This window comes from Xylophilus sp. PBN-3R (assembly GCF_057747805.1).
The window spans coordinates 1,650,395-1,669,440 of the sequence record NZ_CM173225.1 but is presented as its reverse complement, the minus strand read 5'-3'; the positions used below and the strand labels follow the sequence as shown (position 1 = coordinate 1,669,440).

The following is a 19,046-nucleotide window of genomic DNA, read 5'->3' as shown; positions in this document are numbered from 1 at the left end:
CACCCAGCCGTATTCAATGCTCGCGAATCGGGACGCCCGTTCACCAAAAGCTTCACGCTCTGGCATCGGCCTTTTTTGATCGAATACCGCTGTACGGCTTGTGTGGGAAATACAGCTTGGCGCCAGAACGACTACCTGGGGTGATGCCGACGACCCATCCTGATTGACCGATTTTTCCGTCCCACCATCCACCATTGCCAGCAAATCGGCAGTGCGCACAAACCCGCTCCAAGCGGTGTTTTCGCCGAAGTAGTACGGCGGCGGTTGGTCGAATATGGCCGATGCCAGAGCGTGAAGCTTTTGGTGAAAGAGCGTCCCAAACCTCGTGCAATGGCTTTCCGGGTGCGGTAATCAATGCCACCGTGAGGACGAGAGGGGAGCGAAGCGGATCGAAGTCCCGACCATCGCTCATGCGATTCCCCGTTCCCGAAGGCAACTTTCTTTGGTTACTTTCTTTTTTGCCAGAAAAGAAAGTGACTGCCCCGCGCATAAGCGGCTCACCCCTCAAAGTAATAGAAGAAAAACACAGAGCAAAGCGGAGAGCAGCACCAAGCCACCCCAACCATCGTTTTCCGCATGACCAAATGCGCCCCCCAGCGCCTTTGCATATCCGGAATCCTTAGTTGGCCCAACCGCAGGCCCACCAGAAGATGAGCACATCAACAGCTCATCCGACGGCTCCCCGATGTCCTTCCGAACCTCCCTGGCCCGCCATCTGGCGCTCACGCTCGCGCCTGTCGCCCTGGCCTGCGCCAGCCTCCCGGCGAAGGCAGACGCCACGCTCGACAAGATCCACCAGCGCGGCAAGGTGGCCATCGGCGTCATCGTCAACGGCGGTCCGTTCGGCGGCATCGACCCCGCCACCCAGCAACTGATCGGCTGGAACCCCGAACTCGCCCGCGACCTGGCCAGACGCCTCGGCGCGGAAGTCGAACTGGTGCAGGTGCAGCCCGCCACCCGGGTGCAGTTCCTGCAGTCCGGCAAGGTCGACCTGCTCATCGCGTCGATGGAATACAACCCCGACCGCGGCGAGATCCTGGGCTACGCGCCGACCCCTTTCTACCGCGTCGGCGGCACCGCGCTGACCCTGAAGACCAGCGGCATCGCCCGCTGGGAAGACCTGCGCGGCAAGACCGTCTGCGCATCGCAGGGCAGCAGCTTCACCAAACCTTTGCAGGAGCAATACGGCGCCCAGGTGCGCGGTTTCAAGACCTCTTCCGAATCGTTGCTCGCCCTGCGCGGCGGCAACTGCGTGGCCGCCGTGCACGACTCCACGCTGATCCATCCGCTGTTGCGCACCAACCCTGAATGGGCCGCCTACCAGGCGCCACTGACCGAAGAGATATTGCCGGCACCGTCGGTGGTGTGGACCCGCAAGGGGGAGACCGACACCATCGCCGCGGTCGACAAGGTGGTGCAGGAATGGCACCGCAGCGGCTGGCTGATCGACACCGAGAAACGCATCGGCATCGCCCCGCCGCAACCGCTGCTGCCCGAGCTGCGCGCCCGCTTCAAGGCACCCGCATGAAACTCGCCCGCTCCGCCGCGCGCCTGGCGGCCGCACTGGTCGCCGCGGCCCTGGCAGCGTCGGCGGCCCATGCCGACGCGACGCTCGACAAGATCAGGCAGCGCGGAAAACTCGCCGTCGGCATCGACGGCCCGAGCCCGCCCTTCGGCCTGCTCGACCCCGCCACCGGCAAGACCGGCGGCTACCAGACCACGCTGGCCCAGGACATCGCCAGGCGCTTGAACGCGACGCTGGAAACCGTGCCGGTCACCGCAGCCACCCGGGTGCAGTTTCTGCAGGCCGGCAAGGTCGACCTGCTGATCGCCAACATCCAGTGGACCCAGGAGCGCAGCGAGATATTGAGCTTCGCGCCCACGCCCTACGACCTCATCGGCGGCGCCGCCATGGTCGCCAGGGGCAGCAACATCCACCGCTGGGAAGACCTGCGCGGCAAGGTGGCCTGCGTATCGCAGGGCAGCAATTTCGCGCGGCCGCTGCAGGAGCAGTACGGCGCCATCGTCAAGGGCCTGCGCGGCATTCCCGAGTCGCTGCTGGCGCTCAAGGGCGGCACCTGCGCGGCGTCGGTCCACATCCAGCCGGCGCTCTACAACACCCTGCACGGCGACAGCGCCGGCGAGTGGAAGGGGTTCGAACTGGCGACCGAAGACCAGCTGATCCCCTCGCCCACCGTGGTGTGGACCCGGCGCGGGGAAACCGACACTCAGGCCTTCGTCGACAAGGCCGTCCAGGACTGGCATCGCAGCGGCCTGCTGCTGGCCACCGCCCGCAAATTCGGCGTGCCCGACGGCTACATCGCCAAGACCCATGAACGTGCCCTGAAGGGCCAATTCGACCATGCGCCATTCGAGCCGCAGAAGTGACCCCATGAAAAGCCGAGTCCTGAACCGCATCGCCGCCGCGGCCCTCGCAGCCGCAGCCCTGTCCGGCGCGACCGCTGCCCATGCCGACGCCACCCTCGACAAGATCCGGCAGCGCGGCAAGGTCGTCGTCGGCGTGGTGCTGTCCGGCCCGCCGTTCGGCACCATCGACCCTGCGACCGGCAGGCACCTGGGCTACAACGTCGCCCTGGCCGAAGGCGTGGGAAAGGGCCTGGGGGTGCCGGTGGAGACCGTGCAGGTGCAGCCGTCGAACCGGGTGCAGTTCCTGCAGCAGGGCAAGGTCGACCTGCTGATCGCCAACATGCAGTGGACGCAGGAGCGCAGCGAGATCCTGAGCTTCGTGCCGACGCCCTTCGAAGAGGTCGGCGGCGCAGCCATCGCACCCAAGGCCGGCGGCATCAAACGCTGGGAAGACCTGCGCGGCAAACCGGTGTGCGTGTCGCAGGGCAGCAATTTCACCAGGCCGCTGGCCGACACCTACGGCGCGGTCATCAAGGCTTTCCGCGGCCAGCCCGAATCCTTGCTGGCGCTGAAGGGCGGCAATTGCGTGGCCGCGGTGCATGTCAGCCCGACGCTGCGTGAGCTGGTCGCCGACAACGCCGACTGGAAGGACTACGCCATCGTCTCGCCCTCGGACATCATCCCTTCGCCGTCCGTCATCTGGGTTCGGCGCGGCGAGTCGGACATCCAGTCCGCGCTCGACCGCATCGTGCAGCAATGGCACCGCAGCGGCTGGCTGATCGAGGTCGAGAAACAGAACGGCATGACACCGACGCCGCTGCTGCACCAGCTGCACGACAAGTTCTCGAAACTTCCCGCCTGAGGCCGCCGATGTCTGACCTGCTCACGGCCCTGCGCCACATCGTCGGCGACAGCCAGGTGCTGACCGGCGACGACGCCGCGCCCTATCTCACCGACCAGCACCGGCGGCTCACCGGCCGTGCGCTGGCCGTGGTCCGGCCGGCCGACACCGAACAGGTGGCCCGGGTGGTGCGCCTGTGCCGCGAACACCGCACGCCCATCGTGGCGCAGGGCGGCAACACCGGCCTGGTGGGCGCCGCCACGCCGCAGGCCGACGGCGGCGCGGTGCTGCTGTCGCTCGCGCGGTTGAACCGGGTGCTGGCGGTGGATACCGACAACGACACTATCACCGTGCAGGCCGGTTGTGTGCTGGCCGCCGTGCAGCAGGCCGCGACCGACGCCGGACGGCTGTTTCCGCTCAGCCTGGGTTCCGAAGGCAGCTGCACCGTGGGCGGCAACCTGGGCACCAACGCCGGCGGCACGCAGGTGCTGCGCTATGGCAATACGCGGGAGCTGACACTCGGCATCGAGGTGGTGACGGCGGAAGGCGAGATCTGGCGGTCGCTGTCGGGCCTGCGAAAGAACAACACCGGTTACGCCCTGCGCGACCTCTACATCGGCAGCGAAGGCACGCTGGGCATCATCACCGCCGCCACGTTGCGGCTGTACCCGCTGCCGGTGGCGCAGCAGACCGCCCTGCTCGCCTTCCACTGCATCGGCGACGCCATCGCCTTCCTGTCGATCGCACGGGCCGGCTTCGGCCCATCGCTGACGGCTTTCGAACTGATGTCGGACACCGCGCTGGGCCTGATCGCCCGGCATGTGCCGGAGCAGCCGATACCGCTGGCGAACCTCTCCGAGCCCTGGTATGCGCTGATCGAACTGAGCGACAACGAAAGCGCCGGACATGCCCGCGAACGTTTCGAGACGGTGGTCGGCGGCGCCTTCGAGGACGGCATCGTCGCCGACGCGGCCGTGGCGGAAACCATCGAACAGGGCGAGGCGCTCTGGCGGCTGCGCGACCAGGCCCTGGGCGAGGCCCAGAAGCGCGACGGACGCAATGTCAAGCACGACGTGTCGGTGCCCATTTCGCGCATTCCGGCCTTTCTTCGAGACACCGCCGCGGCGCTCGAGGCGGCGTTCCCCGGCGTGCGTCCGGTGGCATTCGGCCACCTGGGCGACGGCAACCTGCATTACAACGTTTCGCATCCGTCGGGCGGCACATCTGCCGAGGTGTTCGCCCACGAGGAAGCCATCCACCGGCTGGTGCACGACCAGGCCCATGCCCACGGCGGATCGATCAGCGCCGAACACGGCGTCGGCCAGGTCAAACGCGACTTGTTGCCGCTCTACAAGAGTGCCGTCGAACTCGACCTGATGCGCCGCGTGAAGCAGGCGCTGGACCCGCTGGGCCTGCTGAACCCCGGCAAGGTGCTGGCCCTGTCGCCGGCCGCCGCCGCCATCCCATCCCGCATCACGGAAACCCACCCATGAGCCGTTTTGAACCCGCCCTGTCGAGCCGCGTGCGGCGTGTGAAGCTGTCGCCCAATGCCGCCGCCGGTGAACGCGCGGTGCGCCTGAAGGCCGAGGGCCGCGACATCCTGGCGCTGAACTCGGGCGAACCCGACTTCGACACACCCGAAGCCATCAAGCAGGCGGCCATCGCCGCCCTGTCCCGTGGAGAGACCAAATACACACCCACGCCCGGCACCCGCGCGCTGCGCCAGGCGATCGCCGCCAAGTACGCCCGCGAGAACCGGCTGGACTACCCGCTGCAGCAGGTCATCGTCGGCAACGGCGGCAAACAGGTCATCTACAACGCCTTCGCCGCCACGCTGAACCCGGGTGACGAAGTCGTGCTGCCGGCGCCCTACTGGCCGTCCTTCCCGGACATGGTGCTGGTCAACGACGGCACCCCGGTGGTGGTGCCCTGCACCGAAGCGACCGGCTTCAAGCTGAGCGCCGAGGCACTCGAAAAAGCCATCGGCCCCGACACCCGCTGGCTGGTGCTGAACACGCCGGGGAACCCCAGCGGCGCGGTTTATTCGGCCGACGAACTGCTGGCCCTGGCCGAAGTGCTCGAGCGCCATCCGCATGTGCTGGTGCTGCTCGACGAGATCTACGAACACATCTGGTTCACACCGGAGGAACCCGCCCACCTGCTGCACCTCGCGCCCGCGCTGGCGCCCCGCACCCTGCTGGTCAACGGCGCATCCAAGACCTACGCCATGACCGGCTGGCGCATCGGCTACGGCCTGGGCCCGCAGTGGCTGATCGAGGCGATGACGGTCATCCAGTCGCAGGCATCGTCCGGACCCAACAGCATCGCCCAGGCCGCCGTGCGGGCCGCGCTGGAATCGACCGACCAGGCATTCGTCGCCCAGGCCCGCCAGGCCTATGCCGAGCGCGCCGCCTTCGTGCACCGCGCCGTCAATGCGGTCGAGGGCTTGAGCCTGCGGCAACCGCAGGGCTCTTTCTTCGCCTTCATCAACGTGGCGGGGCTCATAGGCCGGCTGCGGCCCGACGGTCGTCCGCTGGCCACCGACCATGACGTGGTGGAGTGGCTGCTGGACTCGCAGGGCCTTGTGGCGGTGGACGGCGGCGCCTTCGGCCTGTCGCCCTATTTCCGCATCTCCTTCGCCGCCAGCGACGCGGTGCTGGCGGATGCCGCCGGCCGCATCCGCCGGGCGGTCGAGGCCCTGCAGCCGGCCGCCCGCCGGGCGTCCGCCGGCACCGTGCTGGAAACGGCGGGCGGATGAACGACAACATCGCCCTTCAGGCCGTGGCCTGGCTGAAGACCTTCGGCCTGAACTACAGCTTCGTGCTCGATGCCAGCGAACGCGGCGCGTTCCTGCACGGCCTGTGGGTCACCCTGCAGCTGTGCCTGGCGACCATTCCCTGCAGCCTGGCCGCGGGTGTGGTGGTGGCCGCCGGGCTGACGTCGCACCGACCCTGGCTCGCCGGCCCGGCCCGCGCCTTCGTGGAAGTGACACGCAATACACCCACGCTGGTCCAGCTCTACTGCGCCTTCCTGGTCCTGAACATGCTGATCAGCCAGCAGCTGCAAAGCCACGGCGGCAACCCGCTGACGCCCTTCGTCTGGGTGGTGATCGTGGTGTCTCTGCACAAGGCGGCCTTCCATGCCGAGGCCTTGCGCGCCGGCATCCAGGCCGTGCCCGCCGTCACGCTCGAAGCCGCCCGCTCGCTGGGCTTCTCGCGTTCGCAACTGCTGTGGCGGGTGGAGCTTCCGCTGGCCGTGCGTTTCTCGCTGCCCGCCCTGGTGAACAATCTGGTGGACCTGGTGAAGATGACGGCCGTCGCCTCGGCCATCGCGGTCGGCGACGTCACCTACGAGTCGATCATGATCTGGACGCAGCGCGACAACGTGCTCGAATTGCTGCTGCTGATCCTGCTGTATTTCGGCCTGCTGACCTGGCTGGTTTCTCTGGCCGGCCGGCAGCTGGAACAGCGCCTGAGGATGCCCGGTTATGGCCGCTGACCTGACATTGCCGGCCCGGGCCGAAGCGCCACCAGAAACCCGCCCGGGCTGGGCCGCAACGCTGCTCAACCCATGGCTCGTCGGCGCGGCCGCGGTCGCCCTGCTGCTGCTCTACTGGCGGGTCGGCGACGGCACACCCGCCGCCTTCCGGCACCTGTGGACCTGGTCGCCGGTGCTGCTGCGCGGCCTGCTGGTCAACATCGAGATCAGCGTGCTGGCCATCGCCCTCGGCACCGCCGGCGGACTGGTGATCGGCGCCCTGGCGCTGTCGCCCGCGGCCTGGGTGCGGCTGGCGGTGCGCTGGTACGTGCTGGCGTTCCGCAACGCGCCGATCCTGGTGTTGATCTACTTCACCACCTACGTGTTTCCGTTCGAGATCCGGCTGGTGTCCTGGACCTTCCCCTTCCCGGACTGGATCAAGGTGGTGCTGGGCCTGGCGCTGCCGGCCAGCGCCAACGTGGCGGAGATCTTCCGGGGTGCCATCCAGTCCATCCCCTCCGCCCAGTGGGAAGCCGCCCAGTCGCTGGCTTTCCGTCGCAGCCAGGTGTTCCGGCTGGTGGTGCTGCCGCAGTGCGTGCGCCGCATGCTGCCGCCGTGGATGAACCTGTACGCCAGCATCACCATGAGCACCTCGCTCGCCTCGCTGGTCGGCGTGCACGACCTGGTCGACACCGCACAGGTCGCCAGCAACACCGTGGCCCGCACCGACTTCACCGTGCTGGTCTACCTCAGCCTGCTGCTGCTGTTCTTCGCCTACTGCTACCCCATCGCACGTGCCACCCGCGCACTGGAGCGCCGCCATGACCGTCACTGAAAACCCGTCGCCGCCGCTGGTGGAACTGCGCGACGTGCACCTTTCCTTCGGAGCCAACGCCGTGCTCAGAGGCATCGACCTGGACGTGCGGCGCGGCCAGGCCGTATCCGTCATCGGGCCGTCCGGCTCGGGAAAGTCCAGCCTGCTGCGCTGCCTGACCGGGCTGTTACGGCCGCAGCGCGGCGAGATCCGCGTCGCCGACACCCGCGTCGACCGGCAGCGCAGCGAGACCTCGCTCATTGCCCTGCGCAAGCGGGTGGGTTTCGTGTTCCAGCAATACAACCTTTTCCCGCATCTCACCGTGCTGGAAAACCTGGTCATCGCACCGACCCGCGTCAACGGCCGCGACCGCGCGGAGGCGACCGCCGAAGCCCGCCGCCTGCTCGACAAGGTGCGGCTGGGCCACAAGGAAAACGCCTACCCCGGCGAACTGTCCGGCGGCCAGCAGCAGCGCGTGGCCATCGCCCGTGCGCTGGCCATGCGGCCCGAACTCATGCTGTTCGACGAAGTCACTTCCGCGCTGGACCCGGAGACCGTCGGCGAGGTGCTGACCGTCATACGCGAACTGGTCGACGAAGGGCTGACCTGCGTGCTGGTCACCCACGAGATGCGTTTTGCCGAAGAGGTCAGCGACGCGGTGTACTTCACCGAGGCCGGCCGAATCGTCGAACACGGGCCGCCCGCGCAACTGTTCAAAAACCCGGGCCACGAACGCACCCGCGCCTTCCTGCATCGTGCGCTGGGCGATCACGCCCGCCGGCCGCCGGTCGCCGATCCGGCCTTTGCCGGCGTCGCGTTCGGCCAGGTGCGTTTTTCTTACTGACCCCGTCGATTTTTTACTGGAGACCACGATGACATCCGCTGCCACTGCTACCGCTCCCTCCATCAGTGCCTACGCCGAATCGCGCCGCGCCGCGGTCGCCGAAGCCCTGGCCGACATCCGCCAACTGGTGAAGTCGCAACCCGTCGACCGCGCGGCGCTGACCCAGGTCGCCGCCCGGCTGTCCGCCCTGGCCGATCGCCCCGAACTCTTCAGCCGCGCCGACTTTCCGCCGCCTGCGGCAGACGCCGGAGTCGGAGCCTCGACACGTTATCGCCTCAACCCGTCGGACGGCGACGGCGACATCGCGCTGTACCTGAACTCCATCAATCCGGGCAAGAAAACCATCCCGCACAACCACGACACCTGGGCGGTCATCGTGGCCATCGAGGGACAGGAATTCAATCGCGTCTATCGCCGCGTCGGCAACGCCAGCGACCCGCAGGTGATCCATCTGGCCGTCGACCGCGAGGTCACCGTCGAGCCCGGCACGCCCATCGCATTTTTGCCGCAGGACGTTCACAGCATCCACGTCACAGGCGACAAACCCACCCTGCATTTCCACCTCTACGGCCGCCCGCTGGAAACCCTGACCGGCCGAATCGGCATCGATCCCGACACCGGAGCCGTCGTCAACTACAACGCCACCCAGATGAAACCCAGCGAGGAGGCTGCGGCATGAGCGGCGCCGAGTCGAACATCGCCCTGCGGCCGAGCACCCGGCTGCTGCATGCGGGCGCGCCCGCACTGCGCGACGGATCCGGACCGGTCAATGTGCCGGTGGTGAGGACCAGCACGGTGAGGTTCGCCAACGTGCAGGCGCATGCGGAACATCATCACCGCCGCGCCGCAGGTGAACGCCTGGCCACCTACGGCCGCCACGGGCTGGACACCCACCGCGCGCTGGAAGACGCGGTGCTGGGGCTGGAGGGCGGACACCGCGCATTCCTTACGCCCTCGGGCCTGTCGGCCATCACCCTGGTGCTGCTGGCCCTGCTGAAGCCCGGCGACCATGCGCTGGTGGCCGACAGCGTGTATTCGCCGGTGCGCCGGGTGGACGCCACGCTGCTCAAGGGCCTGGGCATCACGCTGGAATATTTTTCACCGTCGCAGGACGACCTGGCGGCCCTGATCCGGCCGGAGACCCGGCTGCTGTACCTGGAATCGCCGAGCTCGCTGCTGTACGAGGTGCTGGACCTGCCGGCACTTTCGGCCGTCGCCCATGCAAGGGGCGTGACGGTGGCGGTCGACAACACCTGGAGCGGCGGATGGTTCTACCAGCCCCTGTCGCTGGGCGCGGACATCTCGATCCAGGCGGCGACCAAATACCTGGCGGGCCATTCGGATGTCATGCAGGGCGTGGTGGTGACCGGCAATGCGCGTCTGTCGGGCATCGTCGGCACGGCTTATGAGGCGCTGGGCCTGACGGTGGGGGCCGACGATGCTTCGTTGGTGTTGCGGGGCATTCGGACCCTGCCGGTGCGGCTGGCCCAGCACCAGGTCAATGCAACGGAGGTGGCGCTGCATCTGCAGTCGCATGCGGCCGTGGACCGCGTGTTTTATCCCGCCTTGCCATCGCATCCGGGGCATGCGTTGTGGAAGCGGGATTATTCAGGGGCGAGCGGCCTGGTTTCGTTTTCATTCGCTGCCGGGATCGATGCGCGACAGGCCGAGGTGTTCGTGGATTCCCTGAAGCTGTTCGGGATCGGCGCTTCCTGGGGCGGGTATGAGAGCCTTGCCCTGATTGCTGCGCCGGAGCGCCTGGCGGAGCATTCCTACTATTCGAAGCCGGGCGTGCCGGTGGTGCGACTGCATATCGGCCTGGAGGATGTCTCTGATCTGCTTGTGGACATATCCCGCTCGCTGGAGGTCGCGACTCACAAATGCCTTGATATTCATTGAGCCTGTCGCGACACCCCGGCAGATCGCCGTCAGACCAGGCGGATACCCGTCTCCCCTTCCCTCTCCAACTGCTCCACCAGGCCCAGCTCCCAGGAAAGGTAGGCGCGGAAGCCGGCGTCCCGCAAGCCCAGGTCCGCGTGGTGATAGGGGCTGAACCAGTGGTCGTCGTCGCCGCTCAGCACACCTTCGGCACCGGTCTCGACCGGCAAGCCGGCGGCCACCCATGCGTCGGTGCCGCCGACCAGCGCCCGCACATCGCGGCCCGAACGCAGGGCCAGTTCGGCCGCCACCACCCGCGCCAGCACGCCGTCCGGTGATGTCAGCAGCACGGCATGGCCGGCCGGCAAGGCGGCCACGAACGTCTCCAGACGGTCCGGCACGCTGAAGCGCGCACCCTGCGCATGCCGCTTTTCGAAGGCGGCACGCCTGTCCACATCGAACAGATGCGCGGCGCCGGCGGACAGCAAGCCGGCGGCCTGCTGCACCGACACCAGCCGCGCCGGGCCGCGTCCGGGCAGCACTTTCACCGGCTCCGGACCGACGATCAGTTCGCTGTCGGCGGCCGGTGCGAACACAAACACCTCGTGCCCGCCCAGTTGCGCCAGCCAGGCGCCGGTGGTCAGGGCCCGCACGCCGTCCCAGTCGGCCAGCACGATGCGCGAACGGCGGGTGGCCAGGTACTCGTCGGTGGCCTGCACCAGTTGGCCGCCGGGTGCCCAGCGCCAGCCGTCCAGGTGGCCGGCGCGGTATTCCTCGCGGCTGCGGATGTCGAAACGATAGAGCGAGCGTTTGCCTGCCTCGGCCTCGAAAGCGGCCAGTTGCGCCGCGTCGATACGGCGTACGCCGGCTCGCCGGGCCACGGCCGCCGCCTGCGAGCGGGCATCGGCCAGGGCCTTTTCTCCGGGCTCGGGCAGCGGCGCTGTGCGGCCGTAAGCCAGCTTCTTGCCGGCCAGCAGCCAGGCCATGGTGCCGTCCTTCAGGGACACCACCGGGTTGGGGATGCCTGCATCGATCAGCGTCTGCGCACCCACGATGCTGCGGGTGCGGCCGGCGCAGTTGACGACCACCAGCGTGTTCGGGTCGGGCGCGATCTCGCCGATGCGGTAGACCAGTTCGGCGCCCGGCAGGCTGTGGGCGAAAGGCAGGCTGAAGTCGGCGAATTCTTCGGGCGTCCGGCTGTCGACCACCACCAGGTTGTCGCCGCGTTCGATGCGCTCGTGCAGATCTTCGACCGATACCCAGGGCGTGTGTTTCTCATGCTCGATGACTTCGCCGAAGGCCTTGCTGGGAACGTTGCTGCCGGTAAATATCTCGAAGCCTGCGGCAGCCCAGCCGTCGGTGCCGCCTTTCAGCACCGACAGGTTGCGCCAGCCCAGGCGGGACAGCTTTTCCGCGGCCTCGTGCGCCAGCGATTCGTCGGCGTCGACCAGCACGATGCGGGTGTCCCGCCGGGGCACCAGGCGGTCGATCAGCACCTCCAGGCGCCAAAGCGGCGCAGACGTGGCGAAGAGGATGTGGCGGTGGGTGAAGACACCGGTTTCGCGCACGTCGAGCACGGCGATTTCATGGCCGTCGAACAGCGCCGACTTCAAGTCCTGCGGCGACAGCGTGGCGGGTGAAAAGGTCGCGGATATCAAGGATTCGGTCAGGCTCATGGGCAGCTCCGGCGGGCGAAGAAGTTCGGTGAAGGGAGCCGCAGGCTAGGCCGCACGACAGACGCGGGCCACGAACTTTTTCGTGCATGCATATCCGGACTCGTTCGTTGGCGCGGACGGTTGCGGCTTCTAGATTCCGGTCCATCGGGCATTCGTCTTCTGCCCCTGAACTTCCGGATATCCCATGCACATCGCCCAGCGCCCGCCTCAGCCAGCAGCACCCTTCAAGCTGCGCAACATCGCCCGCAACCTGCTCACCGGCCTGGTGCTGCTGCAGGGCCTGTGGGTCTATGCCCAGCCCGATGTGGCGAGCTTTCCCAACAAGCCGGTGAAGATCGTGGTGCCGGTGGCGGCCGGCGGCAGCGCCGACAAACTCACCCGTCTGGTAGCCGAAAAGCTGACCGAGAAATGGGCCCAGGCGGTGGTGGTCGAGAACGTGGTGGGCGCCAGCGGCACCATCGGCGCCACCCGTGTCGCCCGGGCGCCGGCCGACGGCTATACGCTGATGGAACAGGGCGAGGGCCTGACCCTCAATTCCATCCTCTACCGCGACCTGCCCTACGACACCGACCGGGCTTTCGTGCCGGTCATCAAGGCGGTGGTCAACCCGCAGATCCTGGTGGTCAACCCCGACACCGGCATCAAGACCTTTGCCGACTATCTGGCCCGCGCCAAGTCCCAGCCAGAGTCCATCAGCCTGGGCCTGCCGGGCAACGGCGGCATCGCCCACGTGGCGCATGAAATCATCACCCAGCAGACGGGCGCCAAGGTCAACTACATCCCCTACCCGGGCGGTGGCCCGGCCACGCTGGACGTGCTGGCCGGCCACACCAACGCCACTCTGATCACCCTGGCGGCCGTCACCGAATACGTGCGTGCCGGCAAGCTGCGTGCGCTGGCCGTGACCACGCCCTATCGCTCGCCCGCATTGCCCGACGTGCCGACGATGGCAGAAGCCGGCCTGCCGGGTTTCGCGGTGGAAAGCTGGCAAGGCTTCTTTGCGCCGGCGGGCACCCCGCAGCCCATCGTCGACAAGATCAACCGCGACATCGCCTCGGTGTTGCGTGCCCCGGACATCCGCGCCAAGCTGGAAGACATGGGCTTCAAGGTTGCCGGCGGCAGCCCGGCCGAACTGGCCGGCAGCCTGCGTGTGGAACGCCCGCGTTATTCCCAGGCCATCAAGACGGCGGGCATCTCGCTGCGCTGAACCCTGCCAACCCAACCAGGCCCAACAGGCGAAACACCATGCCCACCACCGTCACCCAGACCCGCTCCGTCCCCCGCGTCCCGACCCCGGTCGAACCGCGCACCGTGAAGGCGGCCGACCTGCGCCGCTGGCTGCAGGACGGCACCGAAATCGCCCTGCTAGACGTGCGTGAGCATGGCGAATACGGCGAAGGCCATCCCTTCCTGGCGGTGTCGTTGCCCTATAGCCGGCTCGAGCTCGACATCGGCCGACTGGTGCCACGGCTCGACACGCGCATCGTGCTGCTGGACAACGGAGACGACAGCCATCTGGCCGAGCGCGCCGCCGCCCGGCTGCGGGCACTGGGCTACAGCGGCGTCCACCAGCTGGCGGGCGGCGTGGCGACCTGGCCAGGCACCGGGGCGGCCCTGTTCAAAGGCGTCAACCTGCCGTCGAAGACTTTCGGTGAACAGGCCGAAATCGCCTGGCATGTGCCGCATATCTCGGCTTCGGAACTGAAAGCCCGCCAACAGTCGGGCGAACCGCTGGTGCTGCTGGACGGCCGCACGCTCGAAGAGCACCGCAAGATGACCATCCCCGGCGCCCTGCCGGTGCCCAACGGCGAACTGCCCCTGCGCTGGCGCAGCGTGGTGCCGAACGACACGGTGCCGATCGTGGTGCACTGCGCAGGCCGCACCCGCAGCATCGTCGGCGCGCAGATATTGCGCGACCTGGGTCTGCCCAACCCGGTGATCGCTCTGGAGAACGGTACGCAGGGCTGGGCACTGGCAGGTTTCGCACTCGAACACGGCAGCGACCGGAAGCTGCCCGACGCACCCGACGCCGCGGCCCGTGAAGCCGCCCGCATCGACGCCGAGACCGCCGCCCGACGCGAGGGTGTCGCGACACTGGCCGTCGCCGCGGCCCAGGCCTGGGTCGACGACGCGCATCGCACCACCTACGCAGTGGACGTTCGTACCGCCGCCGAGTTCAAGGCCGGCCACCTGGCGGGCTCGGTCAGCGCGCCGGGCGGCCAGCTGCTGCAGGCCACCGACCTTTCCATCGGCGTGCGCGGCAGCCGGGTGCTGGTGCTGGACGACGACAACGTGCGCGCGCCGCTGGTGGCGCTGTGGCTGCGTCGCCTGGGTTTCGACGCCGCGCTGGTAGAAGGCGGCATCGCCGCGCGCCTGTCGCTGCCGAAACAGCGCCGGTTCCAGCCGACGCCTCTGCCGCTGCGGCATACCGCCGAACTGGCCGCCATCCGGGCCGGCACCGACGGCCGTACGCCACCGCTGCTGGTCGACCTGCGGGGCTCGCAAATCCACCGGCGCGGCCATCCGCGGGGCGCCCTGTGGAGCATCCGCCCGCGCCTGGTGGCCGATGTACGCAAGGCCACGCAGGGCGACACCGCGCGGTCGGTGCTGTTCGTGTTCGACGAACCCGATGTCGCCGCACTGGCGGCCCTCGACCTGCACGAAGCCGGCTGGACCGACGTGTCCGCCGTACTGGCCGCGCAAGCCGCCGAGGCTGGCTGGCCCAGCGATGCGACACCGCAATCGCCTACCGACGCGCACGCCATCGACTACCTGCTGTTCGTGCATGACCGCCACGACGGCAACCTGGACGCCGCGCGTCGTTACCTCGAATGGGAAACCGGCCTGCTGGCGCAATGCACCGCCGACGAACTGGCGACCTTCCGCCTGCCGCCAGGCACACCCACGCAGGCAAGGGCGCGGGCCGCCGCATGAGTGGTCCGCTGCGCATCGCGCGCCAACTGGGCCGCACGGCCTGGCAGGCGCTGCCGACGATCATTGCGCTGCTGGTGGTCAATTTCTGCCTGTTGCAACTGGTGCCAGGGGATGCGGCCGATGTGATCGCCGCGGAATCGGGATCTGCCACTGCCGAAAGCATGGCGCAGATCCGCAGCCATTTCGGGCTGGACCAGCCGGTGGTGCAGCAGTTCGGCAATTACCTGAACCACCTGGCGCATTTCAGCCTGGGCACCTCTCCGCGCTACAACCTGCCGGTCACCGAACTCATCGGCGCACGGCTGGGCAACACCCTTCTGCTGATGTTCACCGCCCTGGGCGGAGCGCTGGCGGCGGGTGTGCTGCTGGGCACGGCGATGGCGGGTTTTGCCGGCCGCTGGCCTGACCGGGTGTTGTCCCTGGTCGCGCTGCTGCTGTATTCGGTGCCGGGTTTCTGGCTCGGGCTGATGGCCATCGTGCTGTTCTCGGTGCACCTGGGCTGGCTGCCCACCGGCGGCAGCGGCACCATCGGCGTCACGCTGCACGGCTGGGCGCTGGTGGCCGACAAGGCCCGCCACCTGGTCCTGCCGGCGCTGGCGATGGCGGGTTTCTACATCGCCATCTTTTCGCGGCTGACCCGTGCTTCGATGCTGGAAGTGGCGCGCCAGGATTTCGTGCGTACCGCCCGTGCCAAGGGCCTGCATCCGCTGGCCGTCACCTTCCGCCATGTGCTGCGCAATGCGCTCTTGCCGGTGACCACGGTCGCCGGCATGCATTTCGGCACGCTGCTGGGTGGCGCGGTGGTGGTCGAGACCGTCTTCAACTGGCCCGGCCTCGGACGGCTCACCTTCGAGTCGGTGATGGCGCGCGACTACACCGTGCTGCTGGGCATCCTGCTGATGTCGTCATTGCTGGTGATCGTCGCCAACCTGCTGGTCGACCTGCTGCATGCGGCGCTCGATCCCCGCATCCATCAACGTTGAGGCTTCCGCCGATGTCCGTCCCCTTCGAAGACAGGCTGGCTGCGCCGCCGGCCGCCATCCCTGCGATTGCCGCCCCGCGCCGGCCCAATGCCGCGCTGCGCGCCTTCCTGCGCAACCCGTCCGCGATGGCCGGCCTGGTGCTGCTGGCCGCCGTCGCCGCACTGGCACTGGCCGCGCCCTGGCTGTTCCCGGGCGATCCGCTGGACATGGTGGCTTCGCCGCTGCTGTGGCCTTTCGAGAACGCGGCCTTTCCCCTGGGCAGCGATTCGCTGGGCCGCAACGTGGCCGCCGGCATCGCACACGGTGCGCGGGTTTCGCTGGCGGTCGGTGTGGTCGCAGCGCTGTTGAACCTGGGCATCGGCATCGTGGTCGGTGCGACCGCGGGCTACTTCGGCGGCGCGGTCGACGACTTGCTGGTGCGGGTGACCGAACTGTTCCAGACCATCCCGACCTTCCTGCTGGTGATCGTGGTGGTGGCCATCGGCCAGCCGTCGGTGCCGGTCATCGTGACGGCCATCGGACTGGCTTCATGGCCGGTCATCGCCCGGCTGGTGCGGGCCGAGTTCCGCACCCTGCGCGAGACCGAATTCGTGCTGGCCGCACGGGCCCAGGGTTCCGGCCACCTGCGCATCGTGCTGCAGGAAATGCTGCCCAATGCACTTCCGCCGGTCATCGTCACCAGCTCGGTGCTGGTGGCCAGCGCGATCCTCATCGAGTCGGCGCTGTCCTTCCTGGGCATGGGCGACCCCAACGCGGTTTCGTGGGGCAGCATGATCGGCGACGGTCGCGAACTGCTGCGCACCGCCTGGTACCTGACCGCGCTGCCCGGTGCGGCCATCGTGCTGACGGTGCTCGCCCTGAACCTGGTCGGCGACGGCCTGAACGATGCACTCAACCCGCGCCTGCGCGGACGTTAGGAAGCAGCCCGCCATGGCCCCGAACCTCACACCCCACCTGCCCACACCGCTGCTCGACGTGCGCGGCCTGGACATCGCCTTTCCCGGATCGCAAGGCCCCATCCATGCGGTTCGCGGCCTGGACCTGATCCTGCAGCGCGGCGAAACGCTGGCGCTGGTCGGCGAATCCGGCTGCGGCAAGTCGACCACCGCGCTGGCGCTGCTGCAGTTGCTGGCGCCGGGAGCCAGGCTCGGCGGCCAGGTGCTGTTCGACGGCCGCGACCTGCTGGCCTTGCCGGCGTCGGAATTGCGGCGGATCCGCGGCAAGCAGATCGCGATGATCTTCCAGGAGCCGATGACATCCCTCAACCCGGTGCACACCATCGGCGCGCAGATCGCCGAGACGTTGCGGCATCACGAAGGCATCGGCGCCGCGGTGGCCCGCCGTCGCGCTGTCGAGCTGCTGGACCTGGTGCGCATCCCCGAACCGCAGAGGCGGATCGACGACTATCCGCACCAGTTGTCCGGCGGCCAGCGCCAGCGGGTGATGATCGCCATGGCGGTCGCCTGCCGGCCGCGCCTGCTGGTGGCCGACGAACCCACCACCGCGCTGGACGTGACCATCCAGGCGCAGATCCTCGAACTGCTCGACGGCCTGCGCCGCGAGTTCGACATGGCGCTGCTGCTGATCACCCACGACCTGGGCCTGGTGGCGCAGTGGGCCGATCGGGTGGCGGTGATGTTCGCCGGCGAGAAAGTGGAAGAAGCCACGACCCAGCGCCTGTTCGCAGCACCCCGTCATGCCTATACCCGCGGGCTGCTCGGTGCGTCGTTGCACCAGGGCGGCAATCCGCATTACACCGAAGCGCGGCTGCCGGAGATCCGGACGGTGCCGTCCGGCGCGGGCGAACCTGCCGGATTCGAACTGCACCAGCCGGCACCGCCCAGGCATCGCGAGGCTTCGAACCCGCTGGCCGTGGACCTCCGCTCACCGCTGCTGTCGGTGCGTGGGCTGCGGGTTTCATACGCATCCCGCGACGGCGGCCAGGTGGTTGCGGTGGACGGTGTGGACTTCGACATCGGCGCCGGTGAAACCGTCGGCCTGGTCGGTGAATCGGGCTGCGGAAAATCCAGCCTTTCGCGCGCCCTGCTGAAGCTGACCCAGCCATCCGGCGGGCAGGTGCTGTTCGACGGCACCGACCTGGCGCCCCTATCGGAACGTGGCCTGAAACCCTGGCGGCGGCGCATCCAGATGGTGTTCCAGGACCCGTATGCATCTCTGAACCCGCGCCGCAGCGTGGGCGACATCCTGGACACGGTGCTGGTCGTGCACGGCATCGGCCCGCGTGCCGAACGCAGCAGGCGCATCGCCACGATCCTGGACCGGGTGGGACTGCCTGCCGGTTCGGCCGACCGCTATCCAAACGAATTCTCCGGCGGCCAGAGGCAGCGCATCGGCATCGCGCGTGCGCTGATGGTGCGGCCGGAACTGGTGGTGCTGGACGAACCGGTTTCCGCGCTGGACGTCTCGGTGCAGGCGCAGATATTGAACTTGCTGGCCGAGCTGAAGGAAGACTTCGGCCTGTCCTATCTGTTCGTGTCGCACGACCTGTCGGTGGTGCGTTATTTTGCCGACCGGGTGCTGGTGATGAACCAGGGCAAGATCGTCGAATCGGGCCGGCACGACGAGATATGGGATTCACCACGCAACGCCTACACCCGCAGCCTGATCGCAGCCGTGCCGCGCGGCGAGAACCGCAAGGCGGCCTGATGCAGGCGGCCGGTCAGCGATCGGTCGGCAAAAACAGGCTTTCCTTCACCTCTTCCATCACCACATAACTCCTGGATTCGGCAGACACCGGCAGCCGTTTGAGGATGTCACCCAGCAAGTGCCGGTATTCACCCATGCCGCGCAGCCTGAATTTCACGAGGTAATCGAAATCACCCGAAACCAGGTGGCATTCCATCACCTCGGGCATGTGCAGCAGTTCGCGCCGCACCTTCTCGAAAACGTCGCCGGACTTGGCGGCCAGCTTGATCTCCACGAATACCAGCAGGGTTTTGCCCAGCGCCTCTGGCGACACCCGTGCGTGGTAACCGGTGATCAGCCCTTCGCGCTCCATGCGACGCACCCTTTCGGTACACGGCGAGGCCGAAAGGCCGATCTGCTCGGCCAGCTCCGTCATGGACATGCGACCCTGCCGTTGCAGCAGGTCGAGGATCTTCAGATCGATTCGGTCGGGTTCGAACATTGTTTTGTCGGCGGGCACGGTATTGAGGGCCTGGTTGAGCCGATTATCAAGTGCGGCCGCTTGATGGAAATTCAGAAATTGCGT

16 protein-coding genes and 1 pseudogene are annotated in these 19,046 nt (G+C 68.0%); 15 read left to right on the top strand and 2 right to left on the bottom strand.

The genetic code is table 11. From position 1 onward, the window contains the following. Nucleotides 1-685: 685 nt before the first annotated feature. From AC3ANW_RS07775 to metC, 10 genes are read left to right on the top strand one after another with little or no spacing between them, the layout of a single operon-like run. Nucleotides 686-1,528, top strand: a complete 843-nt coding sequence (locus AC3ANW_RS07775) for a transporter substrate-binding domain-containing protein (RefSeq protein ID WP_488344611.1) — start codon at nt 686-688, stop codon at nt 1,526-1,528. Next, nucleotides 1,525-2,388, top strand: a complete 864-nt coding sequence (locus AC3ANW_RS07770; RefSeq protein WP_488344610.1) for a transporter substrate-binding domain-containing protein — start codon at nt 1,525-1,527, stop codon at nt 2,386-2,388. The genes AC3ANW_RS07775 and AC3ANW_RS07770 overlap by 4 nt, the downstream gene beginning before the upstream one ends. 4 nt (nt 2,389-2,392) lie before the next feature. Continuing rightward, a complete protein-coding gene (locus AC3ANW_RS07765) occupies nt 2,393-3,229 on the top strand; it encodes a transporter substrate-binding domain-containing protein (RefSeq protein WP_488344609.1) in 837 nt (278 codons plus the stop codon). An 8-nt stretch (nt 3,230-3,237) separates the two neighbouring features. After that, nucleotides 3,238-4,701, top strand: a complete 1,464-nt coding sequence (locus AC3ANW_RS07760; protein ID WP_488344608.1) for an FAD-binding oxidoreductase — start codon at nt 3,238-3,240, stop codon at nt 4,699-4,701. Continuing rightward, a complete protein-coding gene (locus tag AC3ANW_RS07755; protein WP_488344607.1) occupies nt 4,698-5,966 on the top strand; it encodes an aminotransferase class I/II-fold pyridoxal phosphate-dependent enzyme in 1,269 nt (422 codons plus the stop codon). Before AC3ANW_RS07760 ends, AC3ANW_RS07755 begins: the two co-directional genes overlap by 4 nt. Then, on the top strand, nt 5,963-6,706 hold the full coding sequence (locus AC3ANW_RS07750; RefSeq protein ID WP_488344606.1) for an amino acid ABC transporter permease: 744 nt from the start codon (nt 5,963-5,965) through the stop codon (nt 6,704-6,706). Before AC3ANW_RS07755 ends, AC3ANW_RS07750 begins: the two co-directional genes overlap by 4 nt. Then, nucleotides 6,696-7,520: an amino acid ABC transporter permease gene (locus AC3ANW_RS07745; RefSeq protein WP_488344605.1), complete on the top strand. Its 825-nt coding sequence runs from the start codon at nt 6,696-6,698 to the stop codon at nt 7,518-7,520. The genes AC3ANW_RS07750 and AC3ANW_RS07745 overlap by 11 nt, the downstream gene beginning before the upstream one ends. Next, a complete protein-coding gene (locus AC3ANW_RS07740) occupies nt 7,507-8,343 on the top strand; it encodes an amino acid ABC transporter ATP-binding protein (RefSeq protein WP_488344604.1) in 837 nt (278 codons plus the stop codon). The genes AC3ANW_RS07745 and AC3ANW_RS07740 overlap by 14 nt, the downstream gene beginning before the upstream one ends. Before the next feature lie 28 nt (nt 8,344-8,371). Further along, nucleotides 8,372-9,022, top strand: coding sequence for a cysteine dioxygenase family protein (locus AC3ANW_RS07735; protein WP_488344603.1), 651 nt, complete (start codon nt 8,372-8,374; stop codon nt 9,020-9,022). Next, nucleotides 9,019-10,242, top strand: a complete 1,224-nt coding sequence (gene metC, locus AC3ANW_RS07730; protein WP_488344602.1) for a cystathionine beta-lyase — start codon at nt 9,019-9,021, stop codon at nt 10,240-10,242. Before AC3ANW_RS07735 ends, metC begins: the two co-directional genes overlap by 4 nt. 29 nt (nt 10,243-10,271) lie before the next feature. Here the strand turns inward: metC and AC3ANW_RS07725 are convergent. Continuing rightward, nucleotides 10,272-11,849, bottom strand: a pseudogene (locus tag AC3ANW_RS07725) (rhodanese-like domain-containing protein); the annotation flags it as partial. A 232-nt stretch (nt 11,850-12,081) separates the two neighbouring features. On the opposite strand from AC3ANW_RS07725, the gene AC3ANW_RS07720 reads away from it, so the two are divergent. Genes AC3ANW_RS07720 through AC3ANW_RS07700 form a run of 5 tightly spaced genes read left to right on the top strand, consistent with a single transcriptional unit; the run spans nt 12,082 to nt 18,481 of the window. Beyond that, nucleotides 12,082-13,104 (top strand): tripartite tricarboxylate transporter substrate binding protein, encoded by a 1,023-nt coding sequence (locus AC3ANW_RS07720; protein WP_488344601.1) that lies wholly within the window; start codon nt 12,082-12,084, stop codon nt 13,102-13,104. Nucleotides 13,105-13,142: 38 nt separating this feature from the next. Further along, nucleotides 13,143-14,831, top strand: a complete 1,689-nt coding sequence (locus AC3ANW_RS07715) for a rhodanese-like domain-containing protein (RefSeq protein ID WP_488344600.1) — start codon at nt 13,143-13,145, stop codon at nt 14,829-14,831. After that, a complete protein-coding gene (locus AC3ANW_RS07710; protein ID WP_488344599.1) occupies nt 14,828-15,814 on the top strand; it encodes an ABC transporter permease in 987 nt (328 codons plus the stop codon). Before AC3ANW_RS07715 ends, AC3ANW_RS07710 begins: the two co-directional genes overlap by 4 nt. Before the next feature lie 11 nt (nt 15,815-15,825). Next, the gene (locus AC3ANW_RS07705; protein WP_488344598.1) at nt 15,826-16,731 is read left to right on the top strand and encodes an ABC transporter permease; all 906 of its coding nucleotides are present in this window, start codon (nt 15,826-15,828) and stop codon (nt 16,729-16,731) included. 13 nt (nt 16,732-16,744) lie between these two features. Next, nucleotides 16,745-18,481 carry an ABC transporter ATP-binding protein gene (locus AC3ANW_RS07700; RefSeq protein ID WP_488344597.1) on the top strand — a complete coding sequence of 579 codons (1,737 nt, stop codon included), beginning with the start codon at nt 16,745-16,747 and terminating at the stop codon, nt 18,479-18,481. 13 nt (nt 18,482-18,494) lie between these two features. On the opposite strand, the gene AC3ANW_RS07695 is transcribed toward AC3ANW_RS07700, so the two are convergent. Further along, on the bottom strand, nt 18,495-18,962 hold the full coding sequence (locus AC3ANW_RS07695) for an Lrp/AsnC ligand binding domain-containing protein (RefSeq protein ID WP_488344596.1): 468 nt from the start codon (nt 18,960-18,962) through the stop codon (nt 18,495-18,497). Between the last annotated feature and the right edge of the window lie 84 nt (nt 18,963-19,046).

What these genes read in the sequence shown, in the direction of transcription:
- AC3ANW_RS07775 (WP_488344611.1), top strand. Translation starts at nt 686, where the DNA reads ATGTCCTTCCGAACCTCCCTGGCCCGCCATCTGGCGCTCACGCTCGCG.
- AC3ANW_RS07770 (WP_488344610.1), top strand. Translation starts at nt 1,525, where the DNA reads ATGAAACTCGCCCGCTCCGCCGCGCGCCTGGCGGCCGCACTGGTCGCC.
- AC3ANW_RS07765 (WP_488344609.1), top strand. Translation starts at nt 2,393, where the DNA reads ATGAAAAGCCGAGTCCTGAACCGCATCGCCGCCGCGGCCCTCGCAGCC.
- AC3ANW_RS07760 (WP_488344608.1), top strand. Translation starts at nt 3,238, where the DNA reads ATGTCTGACCTGCTCACGGCCCTGCGCCACATCGTCGGCGACAGCCAG.
- AC3ANW_RS07755 (WP_488344607.1), top strand. Translation starts at nt 4,698, where the DNA reads ATGAGCCGTTTTGAACCCGCCCTGTCGAGCCGCGTGCGGCGTGTGAAG.
- AC3ANW_RS07750 (WP_488344606.1), top strand. Translation starts at nt 5,963, where the DNA reads ATGAACGACAACATCGCCCTTCAGGCCGTGGCCTGGCTGAAGACCTTC.
- AC3ANW_RS07745 (WP_488344605.1), top strand. Translation starts at nt 6,696, where the DNA reads ATGGCCGCTGACCTGACATTGCCGGCCCGGGCCGAAGCGCCACCAGAA.
- AC3ANW_RS07740 (WP_488344604.1), top strand. Translation starts at nt 7,507, where the DNA reads ATGACCGTCACTGAAAACCCGTCGCCGCCGCTGGTGGAACTGCGCGAC.
- AC3ANW_RS07735 (WP_488344603.1), top strand. Translation starts at nt 8,372, where the DNA reads ATGACATCCGCTGCCACTGCTACCGCTCCCTCCATCAGTGCCTACGCC.
- metC (WP_488344602.1), top strand. Translation starts at nt 9,019, where the DNA reads ATGAGCGGCGCCGAGTCGAACATCGCCCTGCGGCCGAGCACCCGGCTG.
- AC3ANW_RS07720 (WP_488344601.1), top strand. Translation starts at nt 12,082, where the DNA reads ATGCACATCGCCCAGCGCCCGCCTCAGCCAGCAGCACCCTTCAAGCTG.
- AC3ANW_RS07715 (WP_488344600.1), top strand. Translation starts at nt 13,143, where the DNA reads ATGCCCACCACCGTCACCCAGACCCGCTCCGTCCCCCGCGTCCCGACC.
- AC3ANW_RS07710 (WP_488344599.1), top strand. Translation starts at nt 14,828, where the DNA reads ATGAGTGGTCCGCTGCGCATCGCGCGCCAACTGGGCCGCACGGCCTGG.
- AC3ANW_RS07705 (WP_488344598.1), top strand. Translation starts at nt 15,826, where the DNA reads ATGTCCGTCCCCTTCGAAGACAGGCTGGCTGCGCCGCCGGCCGCCATC.
- AC3ANW_RS07700 (WP_488344597.1), top strand. Translation starts at nt 16,745, where the DNA reads ATGGCCCCGAACCTCACACCCCACCTGCCCACACCGCTGCTCGACGTG.
- AC3ANW_RS07695 (WP_488344596.1), bottom strand. Translation starts at nt 18,962, where the DNA reads ATGTTCGAACCCGACCGAATCGATCTGAAGATCCTCGACCTGCTGCAA.